The following is a 21,250-nucleotide window of genomic DNA, read 5'->3' as shown; positions in this document are numbered from 1 at the left end:
GACCAAACCGACGATGGCTTCAGGCCCTTCCCCGCGCCACGCGATGGAGATCGAACTCGACAAGCTGTCGTCGCCGCGAATCTTCCTGGTGCGGATGCTGGTGTTCCTGGTGCTGTGCGCGCTGATCGTGGTGGTGCTGTACAAGCAGGTGCTGGCCGCGTTCATGGCCAATCCTGGCCTCAACGGCCTGATCGGCGCGGTGCTGGTGATCGGCATCGTGCTGGCCTTCCGCCAGGTGATCCGGCTGTATCCCGAGGTCGCCTGGGTCAATAACTTCCGCATCAACGATCCGGGGCTGGCGCTCGACCGGCGGCCGAGCCTGCTGGCGCCGATGGCCGCGATCCTCGGCGGCGAGCGCTCCGGGCGGATCGCGATCTCGCCGCAGACAATGCGCCACCTGCTCGACTCGATCGCCACAAGGCTCGACGAAGCGCGCGACATCTCGCGCTACATGACCGGGCTTTTGGTCTTCCTCGGCCTGCTCGGCACGTTCTGGGGCCTGATCGAGACCGTCGGCTCGATCGGCGGGGTGATCGGCAGCCTGAAGGTGACCGGCGACGCCGGCTCGCTGTTCGACACGCTGAAGGAAGGCCTCGCCGCCCCGCTCGGCGGCATGGGGATTTCGTTCTCGTCGTCGCTGTTCGGTCTCGCCGGCTCGCTGATCCTCGGCTTCCTCGATCTGCAGTCCAGCCAGGCGCAGAACCGGTTCTACACCGACCTCGAAGACTGGCTGGCCTCGACGGTGCGCAGCTCGGCCGGCGATGGCGCGCTTGCCGGCAGCGCCGACCTGCAGGCCGCGCTGGAGCGCCTGCGGCTGACGCTGGAGGACGGCGGCGCCAACCGCGCCACCACCGCCGCGATGGCCAATCTTGCCAATGCGATCCAGAGCCTGGTCGCGCACATGCGCAACGAGCAGCAGATGATCCGCGAATGGGCCGACGCTCAGGGCGAGCAGAACCGCGAGATCAAGGAGCTGTTGTCCGCCCTGGTGCAGCGGCCGGAGAAAAGCCTGCGCGAGCCGGAGAAGAGCTGATGGCGCTGGCCCGCGGCCGCCGGCAGGAGTCCGGCTTCAATTACTGGCCCGGCTTCGTCGATGCGCTGTCGACGCTGATCCTCGGCATCGTGTTCCTGCTCACCGTATTCCTGGTGGTGCAGTTCTTCCTGTCGCAGGAGGTCACCGGCAAGGACAAGGCACTGGCCGAGCTGAACGCCAAGATCGCCCAGCTCAACGACATCCTGTCGCTGGAAAAGCTCGGCAAGCTCAATCTGGAGGAGCAGCTCGCGCAGATGCGCGCCGGGCTGTCGGCCGCCGAGAGCGAGCGCGACCGGGTCAAGGGCCTGTACGACGGCCTCGCCGGCGCCGGCAACGACGCTGCCGGCCGCGCCACCGAGCTCAACAAGGCGCTGGATTCGGAAAAGCAGATCTCGGCCCGCGCGCTGGCGCAGGTCGAGGTGCTGAACCAGCAGATCGCCGCGCTGCGCCGCCAGCTCGCCGCGCTGGAAGAAGCGCTCGACGCATCCGAAAAGCGCGGCAAGGAATCCCAGAACAAGATCGCCGATCTCGGCCAGCGACTGAACGTCGCGCTGGCGCAGCGGGTGCAGGAGCTGTCGCGCTACCGCTCGGAGTTCTTCGGCCGCCTGCGCGCCATCCTGGGCGACCGGCCCGACATCCGCATCGTCGGCGACCGCTTCGTCTTCCAGTCCGAGGTGTTCTTCGACACCGGCCAGGCGCTGTTGCTGCCGGAAGGCCGCGCCGAGCTCGACAAGGTCGCCGAGGCGCTAAAGGAGCTCGACAAGAAGATCCCGGCCGAGCTGCCCTGGGTGGTGCGTGTCGACGGCCACACCGACAAGCGGCCGATCACCGGCGCCTTCAAGTCGAACTGGGAGCTGTCGAGCGCCCGCGCCATCTCGGTGGTGCAGTATCTGATGTCGCTCGGCGTCCCGGCGCAGCGCCTCGTCGCCGCCGGCTTCGCCGAATTCCAGCCACTCGACACCGCCGACACCGACGATGCCTACAAGCGCAACCGCCGAATCGAACTGAAGCTGACGGAGCGGTGAGGTTGTTGTTGTTGTCGACCTGTCTTTGGTCATTCCGGGGCGCCGCGAAGCGGCGAACCCGGAATCTCGATCGGTGCGCGTGTCAGATTCCGGATTCGCGCGCAGCTGCGCTGCGCCAGCCCCGGAATGACGGTTCATGGTACGTGCGATGACATCACCCACCTTCTCTCTCCGCCCCTACACCAAAGCCGACGAAGACCCCGCGATCGCGCTGTGGCTGCGGACCTGGCAACTCGCTTATCCGGCGATCGACTTCACCAAGCGGGTCGATTGGTGGCGCGAGCGCTGGCGCAGCGAGCTGGTGCCGCAAGCCGCCATCATCGTCGCCGAACAGGGCGCCGCGCTGATCGGCTTCGTCACCATCGACGTAGCCGGTTATCTCGACCAGTTGGTGGTCGAACCCGAACACTGGGGATGGGGTGTCGCCGAAGCGCTGGTCGACGAGGCCAAGCGCCGCTCACCGACCGAGGTCACCCTCAAGGTCAACGCCGACAACTACCGCGCCATCAAGTTCTATCGCCGCAACGGCTTCGCGGTGACCAGCGAGGAGCTCAATAGCTCCGGCCGGCCGGTGCTGAACATGTTGTGGCGGCCCTGAGCTTCCGCAAGCCGCCGCGAATTGCTAGTCTCATGCGATGACCAAGCTGCTCGATCAAGCGCTGGAAGTGGCCCGCAGTCTTCCTGCCGAACTGCAGGATGATATTGCGCGGGTGGTGCTGCAGCTCACCGGCGATGATGACGTCGTCGTCGGTTTGTCGGACGACGAGCGGGCCGCCATTGAACGCTCGAAAGATGCGGCCAAGCGCGGAGCCTTCGCATCTGACGAGGATGTCCGCGCGCTCTGGGCCAAGTACGACCTGTGAAGGTCCGCTTCACCGAGCCGGCCCTCGCCGATCTCAGTGCCGTCCTTGCTTATATTGCCGAATACTCGCCGCAAGGCGCAAAGCGTGTCCAAGCGCGGATTCGAACCGCGATCGAACTCCTTCGAACGCATCCGAGAGTCGGCACGCGAACAAGCGATGCCACGGTCCGACGTTTGGTCACGACACCCTATCCGTATCTGATCTTCTACGAGGTCGGCACCGAGGAGATCGTCATCCATGCCGTCCGCCATGCGGCGCGAGATCCGAATCTACCCGGCCGATCGAAGTAGAGGCGAATTACGCCGCCTCGAACTGCAGCTTGGCGAGGCGGGCGTAGAGGCCGCCGCGGGCCACGAGCTGGGCGTGGGTGCCTTGCTCCACGATGCGGCCGTGCTCCATCACCACGATGCGGTCGCACGACAGCACGGTGGCGAGGCGATGGGCGATCACCAGCGTGGTGCGGTCGCGCATCAGTTGCTGCAGCGCGGTCTGCACCAGCACTTCGCTTTCAGCGTCGAGTGACGAGGTCGCTTCGTCGAGCAGCAGCAGCGGCGCGTCACGCAGGATCGCGCGAGCGATGGCGATGCGCTGGCGCTGGCCGCCGGATAGCGTCACGCCGCGCTCGCCGAGCCGGGTGTCGAAGCCCTCCGGCAGGCGAGAGATGAATTCGGTCGCATGGGCCTGCTGCGCGGCGCGCTCGACGTCGAGCTCGCTGGCGTCATCGCGACCGAACCGGATGTTGTCGCGCGCGGTCGCGGCGAACACCACCGAGTCCTGCGGCACCAGGGCGATCCGCTCGCGCACCGCCTGCGGATCGGCGGCGTTGATGGCGACGCCGTCGAGCGAAACCGTGCCGGAGGTCGGATCGTAGAACCGCAGCAGCAGGTGAAACAGCGTGCTCTTGCCGGCGCCGGAGGGGCCGACGATCGCGACCTTCTCGCCTGCGCGAATGCTCAGCGACAGGCCGTCGAGCGCCAGGAAGTCCGGCCGGGTCGGATAGGAGAAGCTGACATTGTCGAACACCACGTCGCCGCGCACCGGCATCGGCAGCGCCTTCGGCTGCGCCGGGGCCGCGATCTCCGGCTTGACCCGCAGGATTTCGAACAGCCGTTCGGCTGCACCCGAGGCTGCCGACACTTCGCCCCAGACTTCGCTGAGCTGGCCGAGGCTGGAAGCCGCGAACACCGCGTACAGAATGAACTGACCGAGCCGGCCCGGCGACATGGCGCCGATGGCGACGTCGTGGGAGCCGACCCACAGGATCGCCACCACGCTGGCGAACACGATGAAGATGATGATCGCGGTGAGCAGCGCCCGCGCCCCGGTCGAGCTGCGCGCCGCCTCGTAGGACTCTTCGACCGCGCCGCCGAACCGCGCATTGGCGACGCGTTCGTTGGTGTAAGCCTGCACGGTACGGATCGCGCCGACCAATTCGGCCGCATAGGCCGACGCGTCCGCCAGCGTGTCCTGCGCGTTGCGCGACAGCCGCCGCACCCACCGCCCGAACGCCACCAGCGGAATCACGATCAGCGGAATCGCCGCCAGCACGAAGCCGGACAGCCGCGGGCTCGAGATCACCATCATCGAGATCGCGCCGACGAACAGCAGCATGTTGCGCAGCGCGATCGACACCGAGGCGCCGACGGCGGATTTGATCTGGGTGGTGTCGGCGGTCAGGCGCGAGATCAGCTCGCCGCTGCGGGCGGAATCGAAGAACGCCGGCGACAGTGCCGTCAGATGCCGGAACACGTCGCGCCGGACGTCGGCGACGATCCGCTCGCCGATCGTCATCACCAGGTAATACCGGGCCGCACTGGCGGCCGCGAGCACCACCACGACACCAAGCATGACACTGAAATAGCCGTTGATCAGCTCGACACCTTCGGCGCTGAAGCCGAAATCGATCAGCCGACGCACCGCGACAGGAACCACCAGGGTCGTGGCAGCCGCAACGATCAGGGCGATCAGCGCCAGCGTGGCGCGGCCGCGGTAGCGGGCCACATACGGCATCAGCGAGAGCAGCGGCTTCAGCCGGCTGCGCTTGGCGACGGCCGCGACCTCCTCGACCTGGCTCGGATCGGCATCGGCCCGCAAGGTGCCGGTGCGCGGCCCGACATTCTCGGTCGCCGCGATCGCATCCAGCGACAAACTGATCGCCGACGCGTCGGAGTTGGAGCTCTGCGGTTTATTCGGTGCCGTCATTCGGAACTGCCAAATCGATGAAAACGCTTTAGCCGGCACCACATAGGCCGCAATGCCCGCGGCTGGCAAATCCGGGACAACCCGGTCACCGGATCGTGTGCTGTGCCTTGTGCATGCGGCGCGCCTGGGATATAGAGCCCGGCAAATTCGCCCGAAATCATCGCGATGCAGGCGCCGGCGAGCGCAAGGGATCACCCATGAAGACCGAAATTCACCCGGACTATCATACCATTACCGTCGTCATGACTGACGGGACCGAGTACCAGACGCGGTCGACCTGGGGCAAAGAGGGCGACAAGCTGAACCTCGACATCGACCCGAAGTCGCATCCGGCGTGGACCGGCGGCACCCAGCAGGTGCTGGACCGCGGCGGCCGCGTGTCGCGCTTCCAGAAGAAGTTCTCGGGCTTCCTCAAGAAGGATTGAGCCGGCGCCGGCTTTTCGCCGGCGGCTCGCCGCTTCTTTCGAGACCCAATACGACAAACGCCCCGCTCGCGCGGGGCGTTTTCGTTGGCGGATCAAATGGCTGCGGGCCTTGGGGCGCTGGGGATAACCGGCCGGTCCCCCAAAAATGCCAATGGCCGGGACGAGCCCGGCCATTGCGACTTTAATCTGATCGACGACCAGAAACGTCAGTTCTCGAACGCGGCCTTCAGCATATTGAGCTGCGGCACCAGCGGGTTGCCGAGTGCCGGCGGCTCCGGCGGGGTGTGCATGGTGGAGTCGAGCCGGCGGATCCGGCTTTGCAGGCTCATCGACCGCGCGATCAGCGACTGCAGCTGTTCCGGCAAGCGCTCCAGCACATCAGGCGCGCCCGGATCGGCGGCTGACAGCTTGACCTTGGTCTTTTCGCGGTTGGCCTGGATCAGCGTCATCTCGCCTTCCTTCACGGCGCGGTGCAGCAGCAGCCAGGAGGCGAGCTGCATCAGCCGGGTGGTCAGGCGCATGCTCTCGGTGGCGTAAGTCAGGCTCACGGCGCGGTCGAGCAGCTTGGCCTCCGCGCGGCCGGAGCCGTCGAGATAGGCGGCGGTCTCTTCGACCAGATCCATGCCCTCCCGAAATAGAGCCGTGAACGCTGCCGAACTGGTCAGCCGTTCGCTGAGCACCACCAAGGCGGATTCGCCCTGCGCGACATCAGACATGGTCAACGCCTCACACTACCGAATACTTGTACCGGCTCGCGAAGCTGCGCACCGGCTTATGATGAACAAATCATTACGCCGCCCATGCGTGGAGTCCAGCGGACCCGCGCGCAAAGGTTAACGCAGCTTCAGAGACAGCATTGTGGCGGTCAATGACCAAAGCGTGACGCCGGCACTGCGGACGATACCGAGGCCAAAAAAGAGCCGCCGTTTCCGGCGGCTTTTAAGTTGATAACAGGGAGGCGTCAAAACAGAGTGGACAGGAGCCACTCGGTCCAAAGATGGACATCCACAGTAATAGGCGGGAAAGCTTAATCGCGCGTAAATGAGTGAATTTGTTTACGGTCGATTTGCCATACCGCGGGCGCTAGCAAATGTCCCAGCATGAGACAGCGGCGCGCCCTGCTATCAACTTTTCGTTCAAGATTTGAAGATGCGATCCGCTGCTTCGCGGGTGGCGCGCTTCATCGTCAGCGCGGTTTCGAGCCGGGCAATTTCGGCTTGCAGCAGAGCGATCCGCCCGCTGAGTTCTTCGACCGACAGCAGCGACAAATCCTGACCGATGTCGTGGCTGATCTTGGTCCTCGGCTTGTCATCTTCTTCAAGCGCCATGTCGTCCTCGCCCGTTCGTGATCTGCTGCGGTTGCCAGCCGCCCTCCGGCTGTCTAATCACAACCTACTCCGCCAGATGACACCCACCCGCCTCGCCAGCCAAGGAAAAATCATGGAACCGATCCCTTCGCAAATGACCGTGGTTGGGATCAGCAAGCCCGGCGGTCCCGAAGTTCTGCTGCCCGAGACGCGCGACGTGCCGAAGCCCGGCCCCGGGGAAATCCTGGTCAAAGTTACGGCCGCCGGCGTCAACCGTCCCGATGTGGCACAGCGCTCCGGCAGCTACCCGCCGCCGCCCGGCGCCAGCGACCTGCCGGGCCTCGAAATCGCCGGCGAAGTGGCGGCGCTCGGCGATGGCGCCTCCCGGCACAAGCTCGGCGACAAGGTGATGTCGCTGGTAGCTGGTGGCGGCTACGCGGAATATTGCATCGCCCAGGACGCGCAGGCGATGAAGGTGCCGGCCGCCTATTCGATGATCGAAGCCGGCGCCACGCCCGAGACGCTGATGACGGTGTGGCACAACGTGTTAGAGCGCGGCGGCTTGCAGCCCGGCGAAACGTTGCTGGTGCACGGCGGCTCGTCCGGCATTGGTACGATGGCGATCCAGCTCGCGGTCGCGCTCGGATCGAAAGTGATCACCACCGTCGGCTCGCAGGATAAAGCCGACGCCTGCCTCAAGCTCGGCGCCAGCCGCGCCATCAACTACAAGACCGAGGACTTCGTTGCGGCGGTGAAGGAAACCACCGGCGGCAAGGGCGTCGAAGTGATCCTCGACATGGTCGGCGGCGATTACATCGAGCGCAATTACGACGCCGCCGCGATGGACGGCCGGATCGTGCAGATCGCGTTCCTCGGCGGCGCCAAGGCCAACGTCAACTTCGTCAAGCTGATGACCAAGCGGCTGCACCACACCGGCTCGACGCTGCGGCCGCGCTCCAACGCCGACAAGGCCGCGATGGTCGCGGCGATCGAAGCCAAGGTGCTACCTCTACTCGAGCAGGGCCGGATCAAGCCGCTGATCGACGGCACCTTCGCGCTGCGGGACGCCGCCGATGCTCACCGGCGGATGGAAACCAGCCAACATATTGGCAAAATTGTGTTGACTGTGTGAGTGGGGCTACCCCGGGGGCCGGCGAGAGAGTCTATGTTTTCACTCGCTTTCATGGCATCTATCCGGGGCTCGTGGCGCGCGGGGCCGCGCCATTTGGACTGGTGTGAACGCGGAGAACCGACTTGCGTCTGATCAGATGCCTCGCGCTGCTGGCGCTGGGCGTGATGATGGTTGCGGCTGTCCCGCAGGCACACGCCCTCGATGCCGTCAGCGTCCGCAGCGACGCGCCGGCGATCGATCTCACCGGTGTGCTGGAGCATCTGCACAGCGATAATGATCGCGTTCAGATTTCCACCGCCCCCGGCAATGACGGCATCGTGCGCCGCGTCGAGGTGCGCGCCCGCGAGGGCGGCCAGAACTGGGTGGTGTTCGCGCTCGCCAACAATTCCGACGACCAGCTCGATCGTTTGATCGTGGCGCCGCACTATCGGATGGTCGGCTCGGGGCTGCTGTGGCCCGACCTCGGCATGTCGCGCATCGCCACCATCACGCCGTCGACCGGCGACCGCCCCGAGCGGCAGGACAGCGCGACCGCCGACATCTTCCGCGTCACGCTCGATCCCGGCTCGGTGATCACCTTCGTGGCCGAACTGCGCACCGACAAGCTGCCGCAGCTCTATCTGTGGGAGCCGGAAGCCTACAAGGACAAGGTCAACTCGTTCACGCTGTACCAAGGCATCGTGATCGGCATCTCCGGCCTGTTGGCGCTGGTGCTGACCATCCTGTTCGTCGTCAAAGGCAGCATCATGTTTCCGGCCGCGGCGGCGCTGGCCTGGGCGGTGCTGGTCTATATCGGCATTGATTTCGGCTTCTGGGGCAAAGTGCTCGACATGTCGTCGGGCGCCGAGCGGGTGTGGCGCGCTTCGGGCGAAGCGATCCTGGCCGCGACGCTGCTCGTCTTCCTGTTCGCCTATCTCAATCTTAGTCGCTGGCACGTCCGCTATTCGCACATCACGCTGGGATGGCTCGCCTTCCTCGGCTCGCTGGTGGCGCTGGCGCTGTTCGATCCTGCGGTGGCGTCCGGCATCGCACGTATCTCGCTGGTGCTGATCGCCTTCGCGGGCTTCGCGCTGATCGTCTATCTGTCGACCCACGGCTTCGACCGCGCGGTGCTGTTGATCCCGACCTGGTTCCTGCTGGTGGTGTGGGTGGTGGCCTCCGGCATGGCGGTGGCCGGCACCGTCACCAACGACATCGTCGGCCCGGCGCTGCTCGGCGGCCTGGTGCTGATCGTGATGCTGATCGGCTTCACCGTGATGCAGCACGCGTTCTCGGGCGGCGGCGCCACCGGCGGGGTGATCTCCGACGTCGAACGCCGCGCGCTGGCGCTGATCGGCTCCGGCGACCTGATCTGGGACTGGGACGTCTCGGCCGACAAGGTGTTCACCAGCCCTGAGACCGAAGCGCTGCTCGGCCTGAAGCGCGGCGCGCTGGAAGGCTCCGCCGCAAGCTGGCTCGAAGTGCTGCATCCGCTCGACCAGGACCGTTTCCGCGCCGCGCTCGACAGCGTGCTCGACCAGCGCCGCGGCCGGCTGACCCAGGACTTCCGGCTCCGCACCCCGGACGGCCACTTCATGTGGTTCTCGCTGAAGGCGCGCCCGGTGGTCGGCACCGACGGCGAAGTCACCCGCGTGGTCGGCACCCTGACCGACGTCACCGAGATCAAGATCGCCGAAGAGCGGATGCTGCACGACAGCGTGCACGACAATCTCACCGGCCTGCCCAACCGCAAGCTGTTCATCGACCGCCTCGGTGCGGTGGCGAACTTCGCCAAGACCATGCCGGCGCTGCGGCCGACCCTGATGGTGATCGACCTCGACCGCTTCAAGCAGGTCAACGATTCCGTCGGCATCGCGGTCGGCGACTCGATCCTGCTGACGCTGGCGCGGCGGCTGAGCCGCATCCTCAAGCCGCAGGATACGCTGGCGCGGATCGCAGGCGATCAGTTCGGACTGATCCTGCTGTCCGAGCAGGACCCGGCCAAGATCACTGCCTTCGCCGAGACCATCCGCAAGACCATCAAGGCACCGATCGCGTTCAACGATCGCGAGATCTTCCTCACCGCCTCGATCGGCCTCGCGCTCTCCGACCCGCAGACCCAGCTGTCCGACGAGATCATCAAGGACGCCGAGCTGGCGATGTATCACTCCAAGCGGATCGGCGGCGACCGCATCGACGTGTACAAGCCGGCGATGCGGGCGCGGAAATCGGACCGGCTGACGCTGGAATCCGAACTGCGCCGGGCGATCGAGCGCAAGGAAATCACCATCCTGTATCAGCCGATCGTGCGGCTCGAAGACCGTTCGATCGCCGGCTTCGAGGCGCTGGCGCGCTGGGATCATCCCAAGCTCGGCCGGATGTCGCCGAGCGAGTTCATCTCGATCGCCGAAGAGATCGGGCTGATCGTCGAACTCGGCACCTTCGTGCTCGACCAGACCGCCAAGCAGCTCTCGATCTGGCAGCGCGCGATGCGCGCCCGCGAACCGATCTTCGCCTCGGTCAATGTGTCGTCGCGGCAGCTGCTGCGCCACGATCTGCTGCACGACATCCGCACCGTGACGTCGCGCTCGTCGGTGGCGCGCGGCACGCTGAAGCTCGAACTCACTGAATCGCTGGTGATGGAGAATCCGGAGCACGCCGCCCAAATGCTGCAGCGGATCCGCGAGCTCGGCATCGGGCTGTCGCTCGACGATTTCGGTACCGGGCATTCGTCGCTGAGCTACCTGCAGCGCTTCCCGTTCGACACCATCAAGATCGATCAGTCGTTCGTCCGCACCACCAGCCGCGGCACCCGCCCGGTGATCCTGAAGTCGATCATCGCGCTGGCGCACGACCTCGGCATGGACGTGGTGGCGGAAGGCGCCGAAACGGATTCGGATGCGGTGGAGCTGTATCAGCTCGGCTGCGAATACGCCCAGGGCTTCGCCTTCGGCGAACCTATGGATGCCGATGCGGCGATGAAGCTGCTGACCGAAGAACAGCGCCTGGAAGCGGCGAGCTGAGAGATCAAGCCGGCAGCCGCTTGTGCAGCAGCGCCTCTCCCCAATAATCCGTCATCCCCCGCGCATGCGGGGGATCCAGTACTGCGGTGCGTTCGTAATTTACAACAGATGCCCTGGAATACTGGGTCGCCCGCATTCGCGGGCGATGACGTTTATGCGTGGGGCGGCCTTGGCGCACGACCCGACGTGCCGACGGCTGGGGCGCTACGCGTGCCCCGCCTCGGCGGACAGCATCCCCGGCTCGATGCCGAGCTTGTGCAGGGCGCGATCGTATTTGTCTTCGATGTCGTCGCCGAAGATCAGGTCGGCATCGGCGTCGCAGTGTAGCCAGCCGTTTTCCTGGATTTCGTTTTCGAGCTGGCCGGGCGCCCAGCCGGCATAGCCGAGCGCCAGGATGGCGTGCTTCGGCCCGGTGCCGCCGGCGATCGCCTTGAGGATGTCCACGGTGGCGGTCAGACAAATGCCGTCATCGATCGGCAATGTGGCGTCCTTGATAAAGAAGTCGCTCGAATGCAGCACGAATCCGCGGCCGGTCTCGACCGGTCCGCCCCTCAGCACCTTCATGGACTCGGCGTGATCAGGAAGCTTGATCTGCTCGGCCTTCTCGACGATGTCGAGCTGCACCAGCAGTTCGGGGAAATCGATGCTGCCCGCGGGGCGATTGACGATGATCCCCATGGCGCCTTCCGATGAATGCGCGCAAATGTAGATCACCGAGCGCGCAAAGCGCTCGTCTTCCATCACCGGCATCGCGATCAGGAGCTGGCCATCGAGATAGCTCGGCCCATCGCCGCGCGCCTTGGTGGCGGCGGGCTTCTTGGCTGCGCCGGACTTCGGCCTTTTGGATGCAGTCTCCATCAGGGGATCCTCGCGTTGCACCATCATCCTGATATCGGGTGCCGATCCTGTCAATCAATCTCGGGACGCCGAATAGTCGCGGTTTCACCGCCATTTCAGTGGCCCCAGCCTCGCGCAAACTCTAGATACGCCAGATGACCGCAATCGTTCCGTCTCGTGCCGTTCTGTTCGCCGCCGCCGTGCTCGCGGCCTCCGCCTGCGGCGCCCGCGCCGACGACGTGTCGCCATGGGTTACCGAGCAACATTCCGCCGTCCGGCTGCTGGCCGGGTCGCGCAGCGGCGGCGTGCTGCTGGGTGGGATTGCCTTCCAGTTGCAGCCCGGCTGGAAAACCTACTGGCGGACGCCGGGCGATTCCGGCGTGCCGCCGCGGTTCGACTTCTCCAAGTCGGAGAACGTCGAGGCGGTGACGGTCCTGTGGCCGGCGCCGCAAGCGTTTCCGGACGGCGCCGGTGGCACCTCGCTCGGCTACAAGGAGCAGGTCGTACTGCCGCTGCGCATCGTGACCAAACATGCCGACAAGCCGGTGACACTGCGTCTCACTGTTGACTACGCAGTGTGTGAGAAGCTGTGTATTCCGGTGGTGGCGAGCCCAGAGCTGGAATTTGCCAGCGTCGCCTCGACCCAGGACGGTGCGCTCGCCGCGGCGCTCGACACCGTGCCGGTGCCGGCGAGCGTCGGCGACAACAACCCGGTGACGATCCGCGACGTCGTCCGCAAGGGCGACAAGGACATCGAAGTCGATGTCGTGGCGCCGACCGGCGCCAAGGTCAGCCTGTTCGTCGAAGGCCCGACGGCCGAATGGGCGCTGCCGGTGCCGAAGGAAATCAAGGGCGCGCCGCCCGGCCTACGGCGCTTCAGCTTCGCGCTCGATGGATTGCCGTCGGGCGCCCAGGCCGCCGGCGCCGCGCTGAAGTTCACCCTGGTCGGTCCCGACAAGGCCTACGAGTTCAACGTCACGCTCGAATAACGCGGACGCGCGGATCAGCGCGCGCTGCGTCGCTTGCGGCCGAGACGGCCGAGCTGGTCGGCGAGAAATTCCGACAGTACCTCGACCCGCGCCGGCCGCGGCCCGCCCGGCGGCGTCACCAGGTGCACCGCGCTCTCGCGCTGATGCCAGCCATCCAAGATCACTTCGACTTCGCCGGCCGCGATCGCATCGCCGACGATGAACTCCGGCAGATCGGCGATGCCGAGCCCGGCGATCACCGACGGCAGTAGCGCCTCGCCGTTGTTGACCCGCAGCGGCCCGCCCGGCCGTACCGCGACCTGATCGCCGGCATCGTTAGTGTAGTGCCAGGTGTTCGGCGTCGACAGATAGGCGTAGCCGAGACAGCGGTGTTGGGCGAGATGCATCGGATGCGTCGGCCGGCCGTGCGCCTGCAGATAGGAGTTCGACGCCACCGTGTAGCGCGGCATCGCGCACAGCCGCCGCGCCACCAGCGAGGAATCCGGCAGCGTGGCGATGCGGACCCCGGCATCGAAGCCGTCGCCGATCAAATCGACCATCGCGTCGGACAGATGCAGGTCAATCGACACGTCCGGATAGGCGGCGAAGAACTCGGGCAGCAGCGGCGCGATCACCTTGACGCCGAACGTCATCGGCACCGCCAGCCGCACCAGGCCGCGCGGTGCCGCGGATTGCGCCAGCGCTTCGGCCTCGGCGGCCTCGCCGTCTGCAAGCAGCTGGGCGGCACGCTCGGCGAGCCGGTGACCGGCATCGGTCAGCGCCAGCCGCCGGGACGTGCGGTTGAACAGCCGCGCGCCGAGCCGCGCCTCCAGCCGGGTCACTGCCTTGGAGACCGTCGCCTTCGACAGCCCGAACTCGGCCGCGACCGCCGCAAACGAGCGCAGCTCGACCACCTTGGCGAAGATTGCCAGTGCTTCGAAGTCCGGAAGCTTGCTCATGCTACCGCTTTGGCTAAATTTCAGAAACAATGAGTTTCGATCATTTCTATTTATGAAACGATTGGGCATCCTTATTCAAGAGCCAACGCAAGTCACTGGCGCCAACCCGGCGCCCGACATGAGGAGGCTTCAATGATTGAACTCCGTCCCTTCGACCGGCTCGGCGGCGCCGACCATGGCTGGCTCAAGGCCAAGCATCACTTCTCGTTCGCCAGCTACTACGACCCCAACAACATGGGCCACGGCGCCTTGCGGGTCTGGAACGACGACGAGATCGCCCCGGATACCGGCTTTCCGCCGCATCCGCATCGCGACATGGAAATCATCACCTATGTGCGCGACGGCGCAATCACCCACCAGGACTCGCTCGGCAACAAGGGCCGAACCGTCGCGGGCGACGTCCAGGTGATGAGCGCGGGTTCGGGCGTTCGGCACTCCGAGTACAACCTCGAGCCGGAGACCACACGGATCTTCCAGATCTGGATCGAGCCGACGCAAGGTGGCGGCCAACCGACTTGGGGCTCCAAGCCGTTCCCGAAGGCCGACCGCTCCGGCAAGCTCGTCACCATCGCGTCGGGCTTTGCGACCGACACCGACGCGCTGCCGATCCGCGCGGACGCCCGAGTGCTGGCGACGACGCTGAAGGCGGGCGAGACCGCGACCTACGACGCCGAGAAGGCGCGGCACCTCTATCTGGTCCCTGCCGTCGGCAGCGTCGAGGTCAACGGCGTCCGCGTCAACGCTCGCGACGGCGCAGCGATCCACGGCGAGACCAAGCTCACCATCACGGCGCTCGCAGACGCCGAGCTGGTGCTGGTCGACGCGGCGTAAGGCCGTGCAGCCTTTCGTCACCCACAAACGTCATGCGCAGGCTTGACCCGCGCATCCATCCTACTTCGCAACAGTTCTCACGAAGAGGATGGATGGCCGGGTCAAGCCCGGCCATGACGGATAACTAACAACAATCACTCCCCACCCAATCACCCACCAAACGGAGACTCCCCATGGCGAAGGTTCTGGTTCTTTACTACTCGGCTTACGGTCACATCGAAGCGATGGCCAACGCGGTCGCCGAAGGCGCGCGTGAGGCCGGCGCGCAGGTTGACATCAAGCGCGTGCCCGAACTGGTACCGCCGGACGTCGCCAAGGCGTCGCACTACAAGCTTGATCAGGCTGCGCCGGTCGCAACCATTGAGGACCTCGCCAATTACGACGCGATCGTCATCGGCACCGGCACCCGGTTCGGCCGCATGGCGTCGCAGATGTCCAACTTCCTGGATCAGGCCGGCGGCCTGTGGGCGCGCGGCGCGCTGAACGGCAAGGTCGGCGGCGCCTTCACCTCGACCGCGACCCAGCACGGCGGCCAGGAGACCACGCTGTTTTCGATTATCACCAACCTGCTGCATTTCGGCATGGTGGTGGTCGGCCTCAACTACGGCTTCGGCGACCAGATGCGGCTCGACCAGGTGACGGGCGGCGCGCCCTATGGCGCCACCACGATCACCGGCGGCGACGGCTCGCGCCAGCCGAGCGAAACCGAACTCGCCGGCGCGCGCTACCAGGGCAAGACCGTCGCCGAAACCGCCATCAAGCTGCACGGCTAACGACAACAAGGAAGGCGTGGCGGGGCGCTTAAACGCACCACGCCACGCCTTCGGCCCAATTCAATGCAGATGCATGTATCGCATGCCTGCTGCGCTGCAGCGGGGCTACTGCGCCCGCTGCTTCGGCCCCATCTCACCCATTGCTAGTGGGGAGACGACGACATGCTCGAGATGGTGTTCATGCTTCAATTGGCGCGCAGCCCGCTGCAGGCGATGGCCAAGCGTTTAGTTTGCAGGAGCCTCAGCATCGCAACCTATGGCAAGCGGCAGTGCCGAAGCTGCACCGGCGCCACGCAGCCGGACGCGGACTGATTTCCACGGCGGCCGCCTGGACTTAGCCCGCTCATCAGCGCGCAGTTCAAGCAGCTTTCTCTTTGCCGAATCGAGCGGCCCCGCGCCCTTTGAGGCGTTCATCCGTTTCACCTCGGACCATAAACCCCCGTCATTGCGAATCCAGCAGCTCGGTGAACCGAGCCATGGATTGCTTCGTCGCTTCGCTTCTCGCAATGACGGGCATGATTTCGCGACGCGGTGGAACGTTGATCGCCGCGAGCAATGGCGGGCCGCGAGCATCGTTACGGCCCGCCTTCTCTTACATCAGCTTATCGAGCGTCAGCGGCAGATCGCGGATTCGCTTGCCGGTGGCGTTGAACACGGCGTTTGCAACCGCTGCGCCGACGCCGGTGATGCCGATCTCGCCGATGCCGCGTGCGCCCATCGGCGCGCGCGGATCGGGAATGTCGGTCCAAATCACATCGATATCCGGCACGTCGAGATGCACCGGGATGTGATACTCGGCCAGACTCGGATTCATGATCCGGCCATTGCGCTCGTCGAACTGCGTCTCTTCCATCAGCGCCAGGCCGAGGCCCATGATGATGCCGCCGCGGAACTGACTCGCTGCCGTCTTCGGATTGAGGATACGGCCGCAATCGTAGGAGCCGAGGAAGCGCCGCACGCGGGTCTCGCCGGTAACGCTGTTGACGCCAATCTCGCAGAACAGCGCGCCGAACGAATGCATCGACCAGTGCATGGTTTCAAGCGGCGCCGAAGCGCTGCCCTCGGCCGAGACGTGATCGCGGCCCGAACGGTTCAGGATCGACACGTAGCTCTCGTGACGCGACGTGTCGTCGAGCTTGGCGAGGCCGCCATTCACGGTGCCGACTTCCTCGGCGCTGAGGCCCGCCAGCGGCGAGTCGTTGCCGGCGAGCTTGAGCAGTTCCTTGATCAGTACGTGATGCGCGGCGATCACCGAGGCGCCGATCGATGCGGTCTGCTGCGAGCCGCCGGCCAGCACCACGCCGGGGAACATCGAGTCGCCATAGGCAAACGTCACCTGATCGCGCGACAGGCCGAGCCGCTCCGCCACCACCTGCGTATGAGCCGTCGCCGTGCCCATGCCCATTTCGTGCGCGGCGATCTCGACCCTGGCGCCACCGTCGCGGGTCAGCGTGATCCGCGCCGCACCGCCCGGCATGCGGTGATACGGATAGGTCGCAGTGGCGCAGCCCATGCCGACCAGCCACTCCCCGTCGCGAACGCTAGCGGCGGTCGGATTGCGCTTCGACCAGCCGAAGCGTTCGGCGCCGGCACGCCAAGCCTCGGCGATATGCCGCGATGAGAACGGTGTGCCCTTCAGCGGGTCTTCTTTCGGCTGATTGAGAATGCGCAGCTCGACCGGATCGATGCCGAGCGCCACGGCCATCTCGTCGATCGCCGACTCCATCGCGAAGGTGCCCACGGATTCGCCCGGCGCCCGCATGAAGGTGTTGGCCAGCATGTCGAGGTGTACCGTCTCGACGTCGAGCTTGATGTTGGGCGAGCCGTAACTACTCATCGTCGGCAGGATGAAAGGTTCCGGAAACGCGTTCTGGCGCGAGGTCGGGGCGGTGCCGGTGTGGATCAGCGAGACGAAGCGACCGTCCGGCTCGGCGCCGATCGCAAAGCGCTGCTCGGTGAGCGTGCGGCCGCCGATCAGCCGGTACACGCCCTCGCGCGACAGCGCGATCCGCACCGGCCTGCCGGCAAGCTTGGCGGCCGCAGCGCCCAGCACCTGATGCTGCCATAGACACTTGCCGCCGAAGCCGCCGCCGACGAACGGCGAGGTGACATGGACCTGCTCCTCGGCAATGCCGAACACATCCCCGAGCGACCACGCGGTGTGCTGCACCGCCTGCGAGGCGTCGTGCACGATCAGTTTGTCGCCTTGCCACATCACCGTGGCGGCGTGCGGCTCAATCGCATTGTGATTGTGCCGCGGCGTCGAGTAGCGGCCATCGACTCGAACCGGCGCTTTGGCGAACGCCGCTTCGGCGTCGCCTTTCTGCGCCTGGAGCGGCTGCCCCATGAACAGCCCGGGCTCGGTGCCCTTGGCCTTGGCAGCGGCGTAGCTGGTCAGCGCGGGTTCTGCCTCGTAGGTCGCTCGGATCAGCGAGACGGCGTAATCGGCCTGCTCCTGCGTGTCCGCCAGCACCACGGCGATCGGCTGGCCGTTCCAGTGGATGCGGTCGTCCTGCATGATCGGCAGATTGTCGCCGCCGCCAGCCTTCTCGGCGGTCATGAACAGCGGCATCGGCTTCATTCGCGGTGCGTTGCGGTGAGTCATCACCAGAGCGACGCCCGGCGCGGCTTCGGCCGCGGCAGTGTCGAGCGTGGCGATCCGGCCTTTCGGCACGGTGCTGAACATCAGCGCGGCATAGAGCATACCGTCGAGCGCGAACTCAGCCGCGAACGGCGCGGCGCCGCGCACCTTGAGCGGGCCGTCGATCCGCGAGATCGAGGCGCCGATCGAGCCGCGTTTGGCGCGGATCAAAGGATCGGGATCGCCGCCCGGCATCCAACTATCGGGCGCCAGCGCAACGGCTTTCTCCATCACGTCCATCGCGGCACCGCGCACGGCTTGTTTGGCTTCGTTGATGATGCTCATCGGGCATCTCCTGCGAGTTCGCCGAAGACGGCAGTGATCGTTCGTTTGGCCAGTTCGATCTTGAAGGCGTTGTCGCGCAGCGGGACCGCATCGGTCAGCTCGGCTTCGGCGGCCGCGCGGAACGCATCCATGGTGGCCTCTTTGCCGCGCAGCGCCTGCTCGGCCTTCAGCGCCCGCCACGGCTTGTGTGCGACGCCGCCGAGTGCGAGCCGGACGTCCTTCACCTTGCCGTCTTCAAGCTCGATCGCGGCCGCGACCGATACCAACGCGAACGCGTAGCTCGAACGGTCGCGCACCTTGCGATAGGTCGAGCGCGCGGCGATCGGCTGCGCCGGCAGTTCGATCGCGGTGATCAAGTCGCCGGGCTGCAGCACTGTCTCAAGGTCGGGCCGATCGCCCGGCAAACGATGGAAGTCGCCAAACGGCAACGTCCGCTTCCCGGCTTGCCCTTCGACATGAACCACCGCATCGAGCGCCGTGAGCGCGACGCACATGTCGGACGGATGGGTCGCCACGCAGGATTGTGACGCACCGAGAATTGCGTGATTGCGGTTGAAGCCTTCGATGGCGTCGCAGCCCTGACCCGGATTGCGCTTGTTACAGCGCGAGCCGGCGTCGTCGTAAAAGTAAGTGCAGCGCGTCCGCTGCAGCAGATTGCCGCCGACTGTTGCCATATTGCGGATCTGCGCCGAGGCGCCCGCCAGAATGGCGCGCGACAGCATCGGATAGCGCCGGCGCACGGCGGGGTGCTCCGCGAGCGCAGTGTTGCGCACCGCGGCACCGATCAGCAGGCCGCCACCCTCGCGCTCGGTGATGTCGGCCGGCAGGCGGGTGATATCGACCAACGCCGCCGGACGCTCGATCGTCTCGCGCATCAGGTCGATCAGATTGGTGCCGCCGCCGAGAAATTTGGCCTGCGCGGCGGCGCCAAGCCGCAGCGCTTCGGCAACGTCGCCGGCGCGTGAGTAATCGAAGGGAGTCATTCTGCAGCCTCCGCGTAGGTGTCGCGGATCGCCGCGATGATGCCGTTGTGCGCACCGCAGCGGCACAGATTGCCACTCATGCGTTCGCGGATTTCATCGTGGGTCGGCGCGATATGGTCGGCTGCCAGATCGCGGGTGACGTGGCTCGGAACGCCGCGCTGCAGTTCGGATGCCATGCCGATCGCCGAGCAGATCTGCCCGGGAGTGCAGTAGCCGCACTGGAAACCATCGTGTTCGATGAACGCCTGCTGCAGCGGATGCAGCCCCGCCTCGCTTGCGAGACCTTCGATGGTGGTGACGCTACGGCCGGCGTGCTGCACGGCCAGCGACAGGCAGGACAGGATGCGTTCGCCGTCGACCAGCACCGTGCAGGCGCCGCAGGCGCCCTGATTGCAGCCCTTCTTGGTGCCGTGCAGATTCAGCGTCTCGCGCAGCAGGTCGAGCAGTGAGACCCGCGGATCGGCGGGAACCGGACAGTCCACTCCATTGATGCGGATCGCCGCGGCGGGCGCGACAGTTCGATCAGCGGTCATATGACCTCCTTGAGGACGTGATGAAGCAACGCGCGCGGATCCGTATTCGCGCGCACATTGTGCGGAACGGAAAATCGCTAACCGCCGAGCGGCTTATTAGTTCGTGGCGTTGGTTGGCATGGCCGATGCCGCGTAGCCCGGCCGGCATCGATGTGAGATAACGGACCTGCAACTCCTTATACGGAACATCGTTCCGTTTATCAAGAGGTATTCCTGTGCCCGAAAAGCGGCTGCGCAAAGACGCCTCAGCGGCCGGTACGCCGCGTCGGGTCCGGGCGGACGCGCAGCGCAATCTGAAGACGCTGCTCGAAGCGGCACTGGCGGTGTTCGCGACGGCAGGCGTGGATGCGCCGGTGCGCGACATCGCCGAGAAAGCCGGCGTCGGCGTTGGTACGCTGTATCGGCACTTCCCGCAGCGATCCGACCTGATCGTGGCGGTGTTCCGCAACGAGGTCGATGCCTGCGCCGATGCAGCCGCAGCCCTGACGGCGGACTATCCGCCGTTTGAGGCGTTGTCGCGCTGGATGCAGCGCTATGTCGACTTCATCGCGACCAAGCGCGGTTTGGCGGCGGCGCTGTATTCGGGCAATCCGGCCTATGACAGCCTGCCAGTCTATTTCGAGCAGCGGCTCCGCCCCGCGCTGCAATCGCTGCTGGATGCGGCCGGGGCTGCCGGCGAGGTTCGGAGCGACGTCGACCCGTTCGATTTGCTCAAGGCGGTGGCGCAGCTCTGCAATTCGGCGCCGGGCGCCGATCCCGACCACACCAGCCGGATGGTCGGGTTGCTGCTCGATGGCCTGCGCTACGGCGCAGCTGGCAGCAAGGCCAGACCAGGTTCTTAAGGAGACGCCTGCGGCCGGCGCCGCTGGGATTCCACCCGAAACGAAAAAACGGCCTCCGCGAGGGAGGCCGCTGGTCGTCTTAATCGTCATCGTGCTCGATGATCACACGGCGGCGGGGTTCTTCACGGTATTGCCGGCGAACCACGACGGTCTCATCGGGCTCACGCTCGCGATAGATCCGGCGCTCGCGCACGTACCGGTCTTCTTGGCCGTAATACGGGCCGTGACTGGTGCCGACGGTGACACCTGCCGGCCCCACTCCGATGCCGACTTCATCGGCGTTGGCCGGCGCAGCGGCGGCGGTGGAAATAGCCGCCAGCGCAGCGGCGGTGATGGCAATCTGCTTGATCATCGTGTCGCTCCATGCCGAATGGCGATGTTGAGCCAATTCGTCGCAGGCGGCTTCGTTCCGCCAAAGCAAACCGGCCGCCGAGCGGTCAGACACGAGATCGGGAAGGTGGAAGTCGACGATGCTGGGGAATGGTGGGCGCGACAGGGATCGAACCTGTGACCCCCTCGATGTCAACGAGGTGCTCTCCCGCTGAGCTACGCGCCCTCAGATCGTCTTCACGGGTGGCGTCCCTATATCGGCTCCGAGCCGGTCAGGCA

22 protein-coding genes and 1 tRNA gene are annotated in these 21,250 nt (G+C 65.9%); 13 read left to right on the top strand and 10 right to left on the bottom strand.

Features of this window, described 5'->3' with window-relative positions; all coding sequences use genetic code 11:
* The first annotated feature begins 13 nt into the window (after positions 1 to 13).
* From LRC39_RS04915 to LRC39_RS04895, 5 genes are all read left to right on the top strand, one after another.
* Positions 14 to 1,033 (top strand): flagellar motor protein MotA, encoded by a 1,020-nt coding sequence (locus tag LRC39_RS04915; RefSeq protein ID WP_164572684.1) that lies wholly within the window; start codon positions 14 to 16, stop codon positions 1,031 to 1,033.
* Positions 1,033 to 2,058 carry a peptidoglycan -binding protein gene (locus tag LRC39_RS04910; RefSeq protein ID WP_107343078.1) on the top strand — a complete coding sequence of 342 codons (1,026 nt, stop codon included), beginning with the start codon at positions 1,033 to 1,035 and terminating at the stop codon, positions 2,056 to 2,058. Before LRC39_RS04915 ends, LRC39_RS04910 begins: the two co-directional genes overlap by 1 nt.
* A 148-nt stretch (positions 2,059 to 2,206) precedes the next feature.
* On the top strand, positions 2,207 to 2,656 hold the full coding sequence (locus tag LRC39_RS04905) for a GNAT family N-acetyltransferase (RefSeq protein WP_346296515.1): 450 nt from the start codon (positions 2,207 to 2,209) through the stop codon (positions 2,654 to 2,656).
* 37 nt (positions 2,657 to 2,693) lie between these two features.
* Positions 2,694 to 2,921 carry a hypothetical protein gene (locus LRC39_RS04900; protein ID WP_107354348.1) on the top strand — a complete coding sequence of 76 codons (228 nt, stop codon included), beginning with the start codon at positions 2,694 to 2,696 and terminating at the stop codon, positions 2,919 to 2,921.
* Complete coding sequence (locus tag LRC39_RS04895) at positions 2,918 to 3,211, top strand: type II toxin-antitoxin system RelE/ParE family toxin (RefSeq protein WP_346296514.1); 294 nt, start codon at positions 2,918 to 2,920, stop codon at positions 3,209 to 3,211. Before LRC39_RS04900 ends, LRC39_RS04895 begins: the two co-directional genes overlap by 4 nt.
* Positions 3,212 to 3,218: 7 nt before the next feature.
* Here the strand turns inward: LRC39_RS04895 and LRC39_RS04890 are convergent, their stop codons facing one another.
* Positions 3,219 to 5,123, bottom strand: a complete 1,905-nt coding sequence (locus LRC39_RS04890; RefSeq protein WP_264075608.1) for an ABC transporter transmembrane domain-containing protein — start codon at positions 5,121 to 5,123, stop codon at positions 3,219 to 3,221.
* Positions 5,124 to 5,320: 197 nt separating this feature from the next.
* Here LRC39_RS04890 and rpmE point away from each other — a divergent pair, with 197 nt between their 5' ends.
* Complete coding sequence (rpmE, locus tag LRC39_RS04885) at positions 5,321 to 5,548, top strand: 50S ribosomal protein L31 (RefSeq protein WP_011156453.1); 228 nt, start codon at positions 5,321 to 5,323, stop codon at positions 5,546 to 5,548.
* Between the two features lie 206 nt (positions 5,549 to 5,754).
* Here rpmE and LRC39_RS04880 read toward each other — a convergent pair whose 3' ends face one another.
* The gene (locus LRC39_RS04880; RefSeq protein WP_107343075.1) at positions 5,755 to 6,264 is read right to left on the bottom strand and encodes a DUF1465 family protein; all 510 of its coding nucleotides are present in this window, start codon (positions 6,262 to 6,264) and stop codon (positions 5,755 to 5,757) included.
* 420 nt (positions 6,265 to 6,684) lie between these two features.
* Positions 6,685 to 6,876, bottom strand: coding sequence for a DUF1192 domain-containing protein (locus LRC39_RS04875; protein WP_107343074.1), 192 nt, complete (start codon positions 6,874 to 6,876; stop codon positions 6,685 to 6,687).
* 112 nt (positions 6,877 to 6,988) lie between these two features.
* Between LRC39_RS04875 and LRC39_RS04870 the strand changes: the two genes are divergently transcribed.
* Both LRC39_RS04870 and LRC39_RS04865 read left to right on the top strand, forming a co-directional pair.
* Positions 6,989 to 7,987 (top strand): NAD(P)H-quinone oxidoreductase, encoded by a 999-nt coding sequence (locus tag LRC39_RS04870; protein ID WP_346296513.1) that lies wholly within the window; start codon positions 6,989 to 6,991, stop codon positions 7,985 to 7,987.
* Between the two features lie 122 nt (positions 7,988 to 8,109).
* The gene (locus tag LRC39_RS04865) at positions 8,110 to 10,989 is read left to right on the top strand and encodes an EAL domain-containing protein (RefSeq protein WP_107354345.1); all 2,880 of its coding nucleotides are present in this window, start codon (positions 8,110 to 8,112) and stop codon (positions 10,987 to 10,989) included.
* Between the two features lie 204 nt (positions 10,990 to 11,193).
* Here LRC39_RS04865 and LRC39_RS04860 read toward each other — a convergent pair whose 3' ends face one another.
* The gene (locus LRC39_RS04860) at positions 11,194 to 11,847 is read right to left on the bottom strand and encodes a YqgE/AlgH family protein (protein ID WP_107357396.1); all 654 of its coding nucleotides are present in this window, start codon (positions 11,845 to 11,847) and stop codon (positions 11,194 to 11,196) included.
* Positions 11,848 to 11,981: 134 nt separating this feature from the next.
* Between LRC39_RS04860 and LRC39_RS04855 the strand changes: the two genes are divergently transcribed.
* Entirely contained in the window at positions 11,982 to 12,815 is an 834-nt protein-coding gene (locus LRC39_RS04855) for a protein-disulfide reductase DsbD domain-containing protein (protein WP_346296512.1), read from the top strand.
* A 14-nt stretch (positions 12,816 to 12,829) separates the two neighbouring features.
* Here the strand turns inward: LRC39_RS04855 and LRC39_RS04850 are convergent, their stop codons facing one another.
* Positions 12,830 to 13,753 (bottom strand): LysR family transcriptional regulator, encoded by a 924-nt coding sequence (locus tag LRC39_RS04850; protein ID WP_107354343.1) that lies wholly within the window; start codon positions 13,751 to 13,753, stop codon positions 12,830 to 12,832.
* A gap of 132 nt (positions 13,754 to 13,885) precedes the next feature.
* On the opposite strand from LRC39_RS04850, the gene LRC39_RS04845 reads away from it, so the two are divergent.
* From LRC39_RS04845 to LRC39_RS04835, 3 genes are all read left to right on the top strand, one after another.
* Positions 13,886 to 14,584, top strand: coding sequence for a pirin family protein (locus LRC39_RS04845; RefSeq protein ID WP_346296511.1), 699 nt, complete (start codon positions 13,886 to 13,888; stop codon positions 14,582 to 14,584).
* 173 nt (positions 14,585 to 14,757) lie between these two features.
* Positions 14,758 to 15,357, top strand: coding sequence for an NAD(P)H:quinone oxidoreductase (gene wrbA, locus LRC39_RS04840; protein WP_346296510.1), 600 nt, complete (start codon positions 14,758 to 14,760; stop codon positions 15,355 to 15,357).
* Between the two features lie 162 nt (positions 15,358 to 15,519).
* Positions 15,520 to 15,669: a hypothetical protein gene (locus LRC39_RS04835; RefSeq protein ID WP_346296509.1), complete on the top strand. Its 150-nt coding sequence runs from the start codon at positions 15,520 to 15,522 to the stop codon at positions 15,667 to 15,669.
* Between the two features lie 280 nt (positions 15,670 to 15,949).
* Here LRC39_RS04835 and LRC39_RS04830 read toward each other — a convergent pair whose 3' ends face one another.
* Genes LRC39_RS04830 through LRC39_RS04820 form a run of 3 tightly spaced genes read right to left on the bottom strand, consistent with a single transcriptional unit; the run spans position 15,950 to position 19,799 of the window.
* On the bottom strand, positions 15,950 to 18,238 hold the full coding sequence (locus LRC39_RS04830; protein WP_430624936.1) for a xanthine dehydrogenase family protein molybdopterin-binding subunit: 2,289 nt from the start codon (positions 18,236 to 18,238) through the stop codon (positions 15,950 to 15,952).
* A gap of 41 nt (positions 18,239 to 18,279) precedes the next feature.
* Entirely contained in the window at positions 18,280 to 19,266 is a 987-nt protein-coding gene (locus tag LRC39_RS04825) for an FAD binding domain-containing protein (RefSeq protein WP_346296508.1), read from the bottom strand.
* Positions 19,263 to 19,799 carry a (2Fe-2S)-binding protein gene (locus LRC39_RS04820; protein ID WP_107354338.1) on the bottom strand — a complete coding sequence of 179 codons (537 nt, stop codon included), beginning with the start codon at positions 19,797 to 19,799 and terminating at the stop codon, positions 19,263 to 19,265. Before LRC39_RS04820 ends, LRC39_RS04825 begins: the two co-directional genes overlap by 4 nt.
* A 215-nt stretch (positions 19,800 to 20,014) precedes the next feature.
* Here LRC39_RS04820 and LRC39_RS04815 point away from each other — a divergent pair, with 215 nt between their 5' ends.
* Positions 20,015 to 20,641, top strand: coding sequence for a TetR/AcrR family transcriptional regulator (locus tag LRC39_RS04815; RefSeq protein ID WP_346296507.1), 627 nt, complete (start codon positions 20,015 to 20,017; stop codon positions 20,639 to 20,641).
* A 79-nt stretch (positions 20,642 to 20,720) separates the two neighbouring features.
* On the opposite strand, the gene LRC39_RS04810 is transcribed toward LRC39_RS04815, so the two are convergent.
* Both LRC39_RS04810 and LRC39_RS04805 read right to left on the bottom strand, forming a co-directional pair.
* A complete protein-coding gene (locus LRC39_RS04810; protein WP_346296506.1) occupies positions 20,721 to 20,993 on the bottom strand; it encodes a hypothetical protein in 273 nt (90 codons plus the stop codon).
* Positions 20,994 to 21,122: 129 nt separating this feature from the next.
* Positions 21,123 to 21,197: transfer RNA gene (locus LRC39_RS04805), tRNA-Val, on the bottom strand.
* Positions 21,198 to 21,250 lie beyond the last annotated feature (53 nt).

It is taken from the genome of Rhodopseudomonas sp. P1 (assembly GCF_039642825.1).
Lineage (GTDB): Bacteria > Pseudomonadota > Alphaproteobacteria > Rhizobiales > Xanthobacteraceae > Rhodopseudomonas > Rhodopseudomonas palustris_H.
Note: the sequence above shows the minus strand (reverse complement) of the source record. Positions and strands in the feature narration are given on the sequence as shown.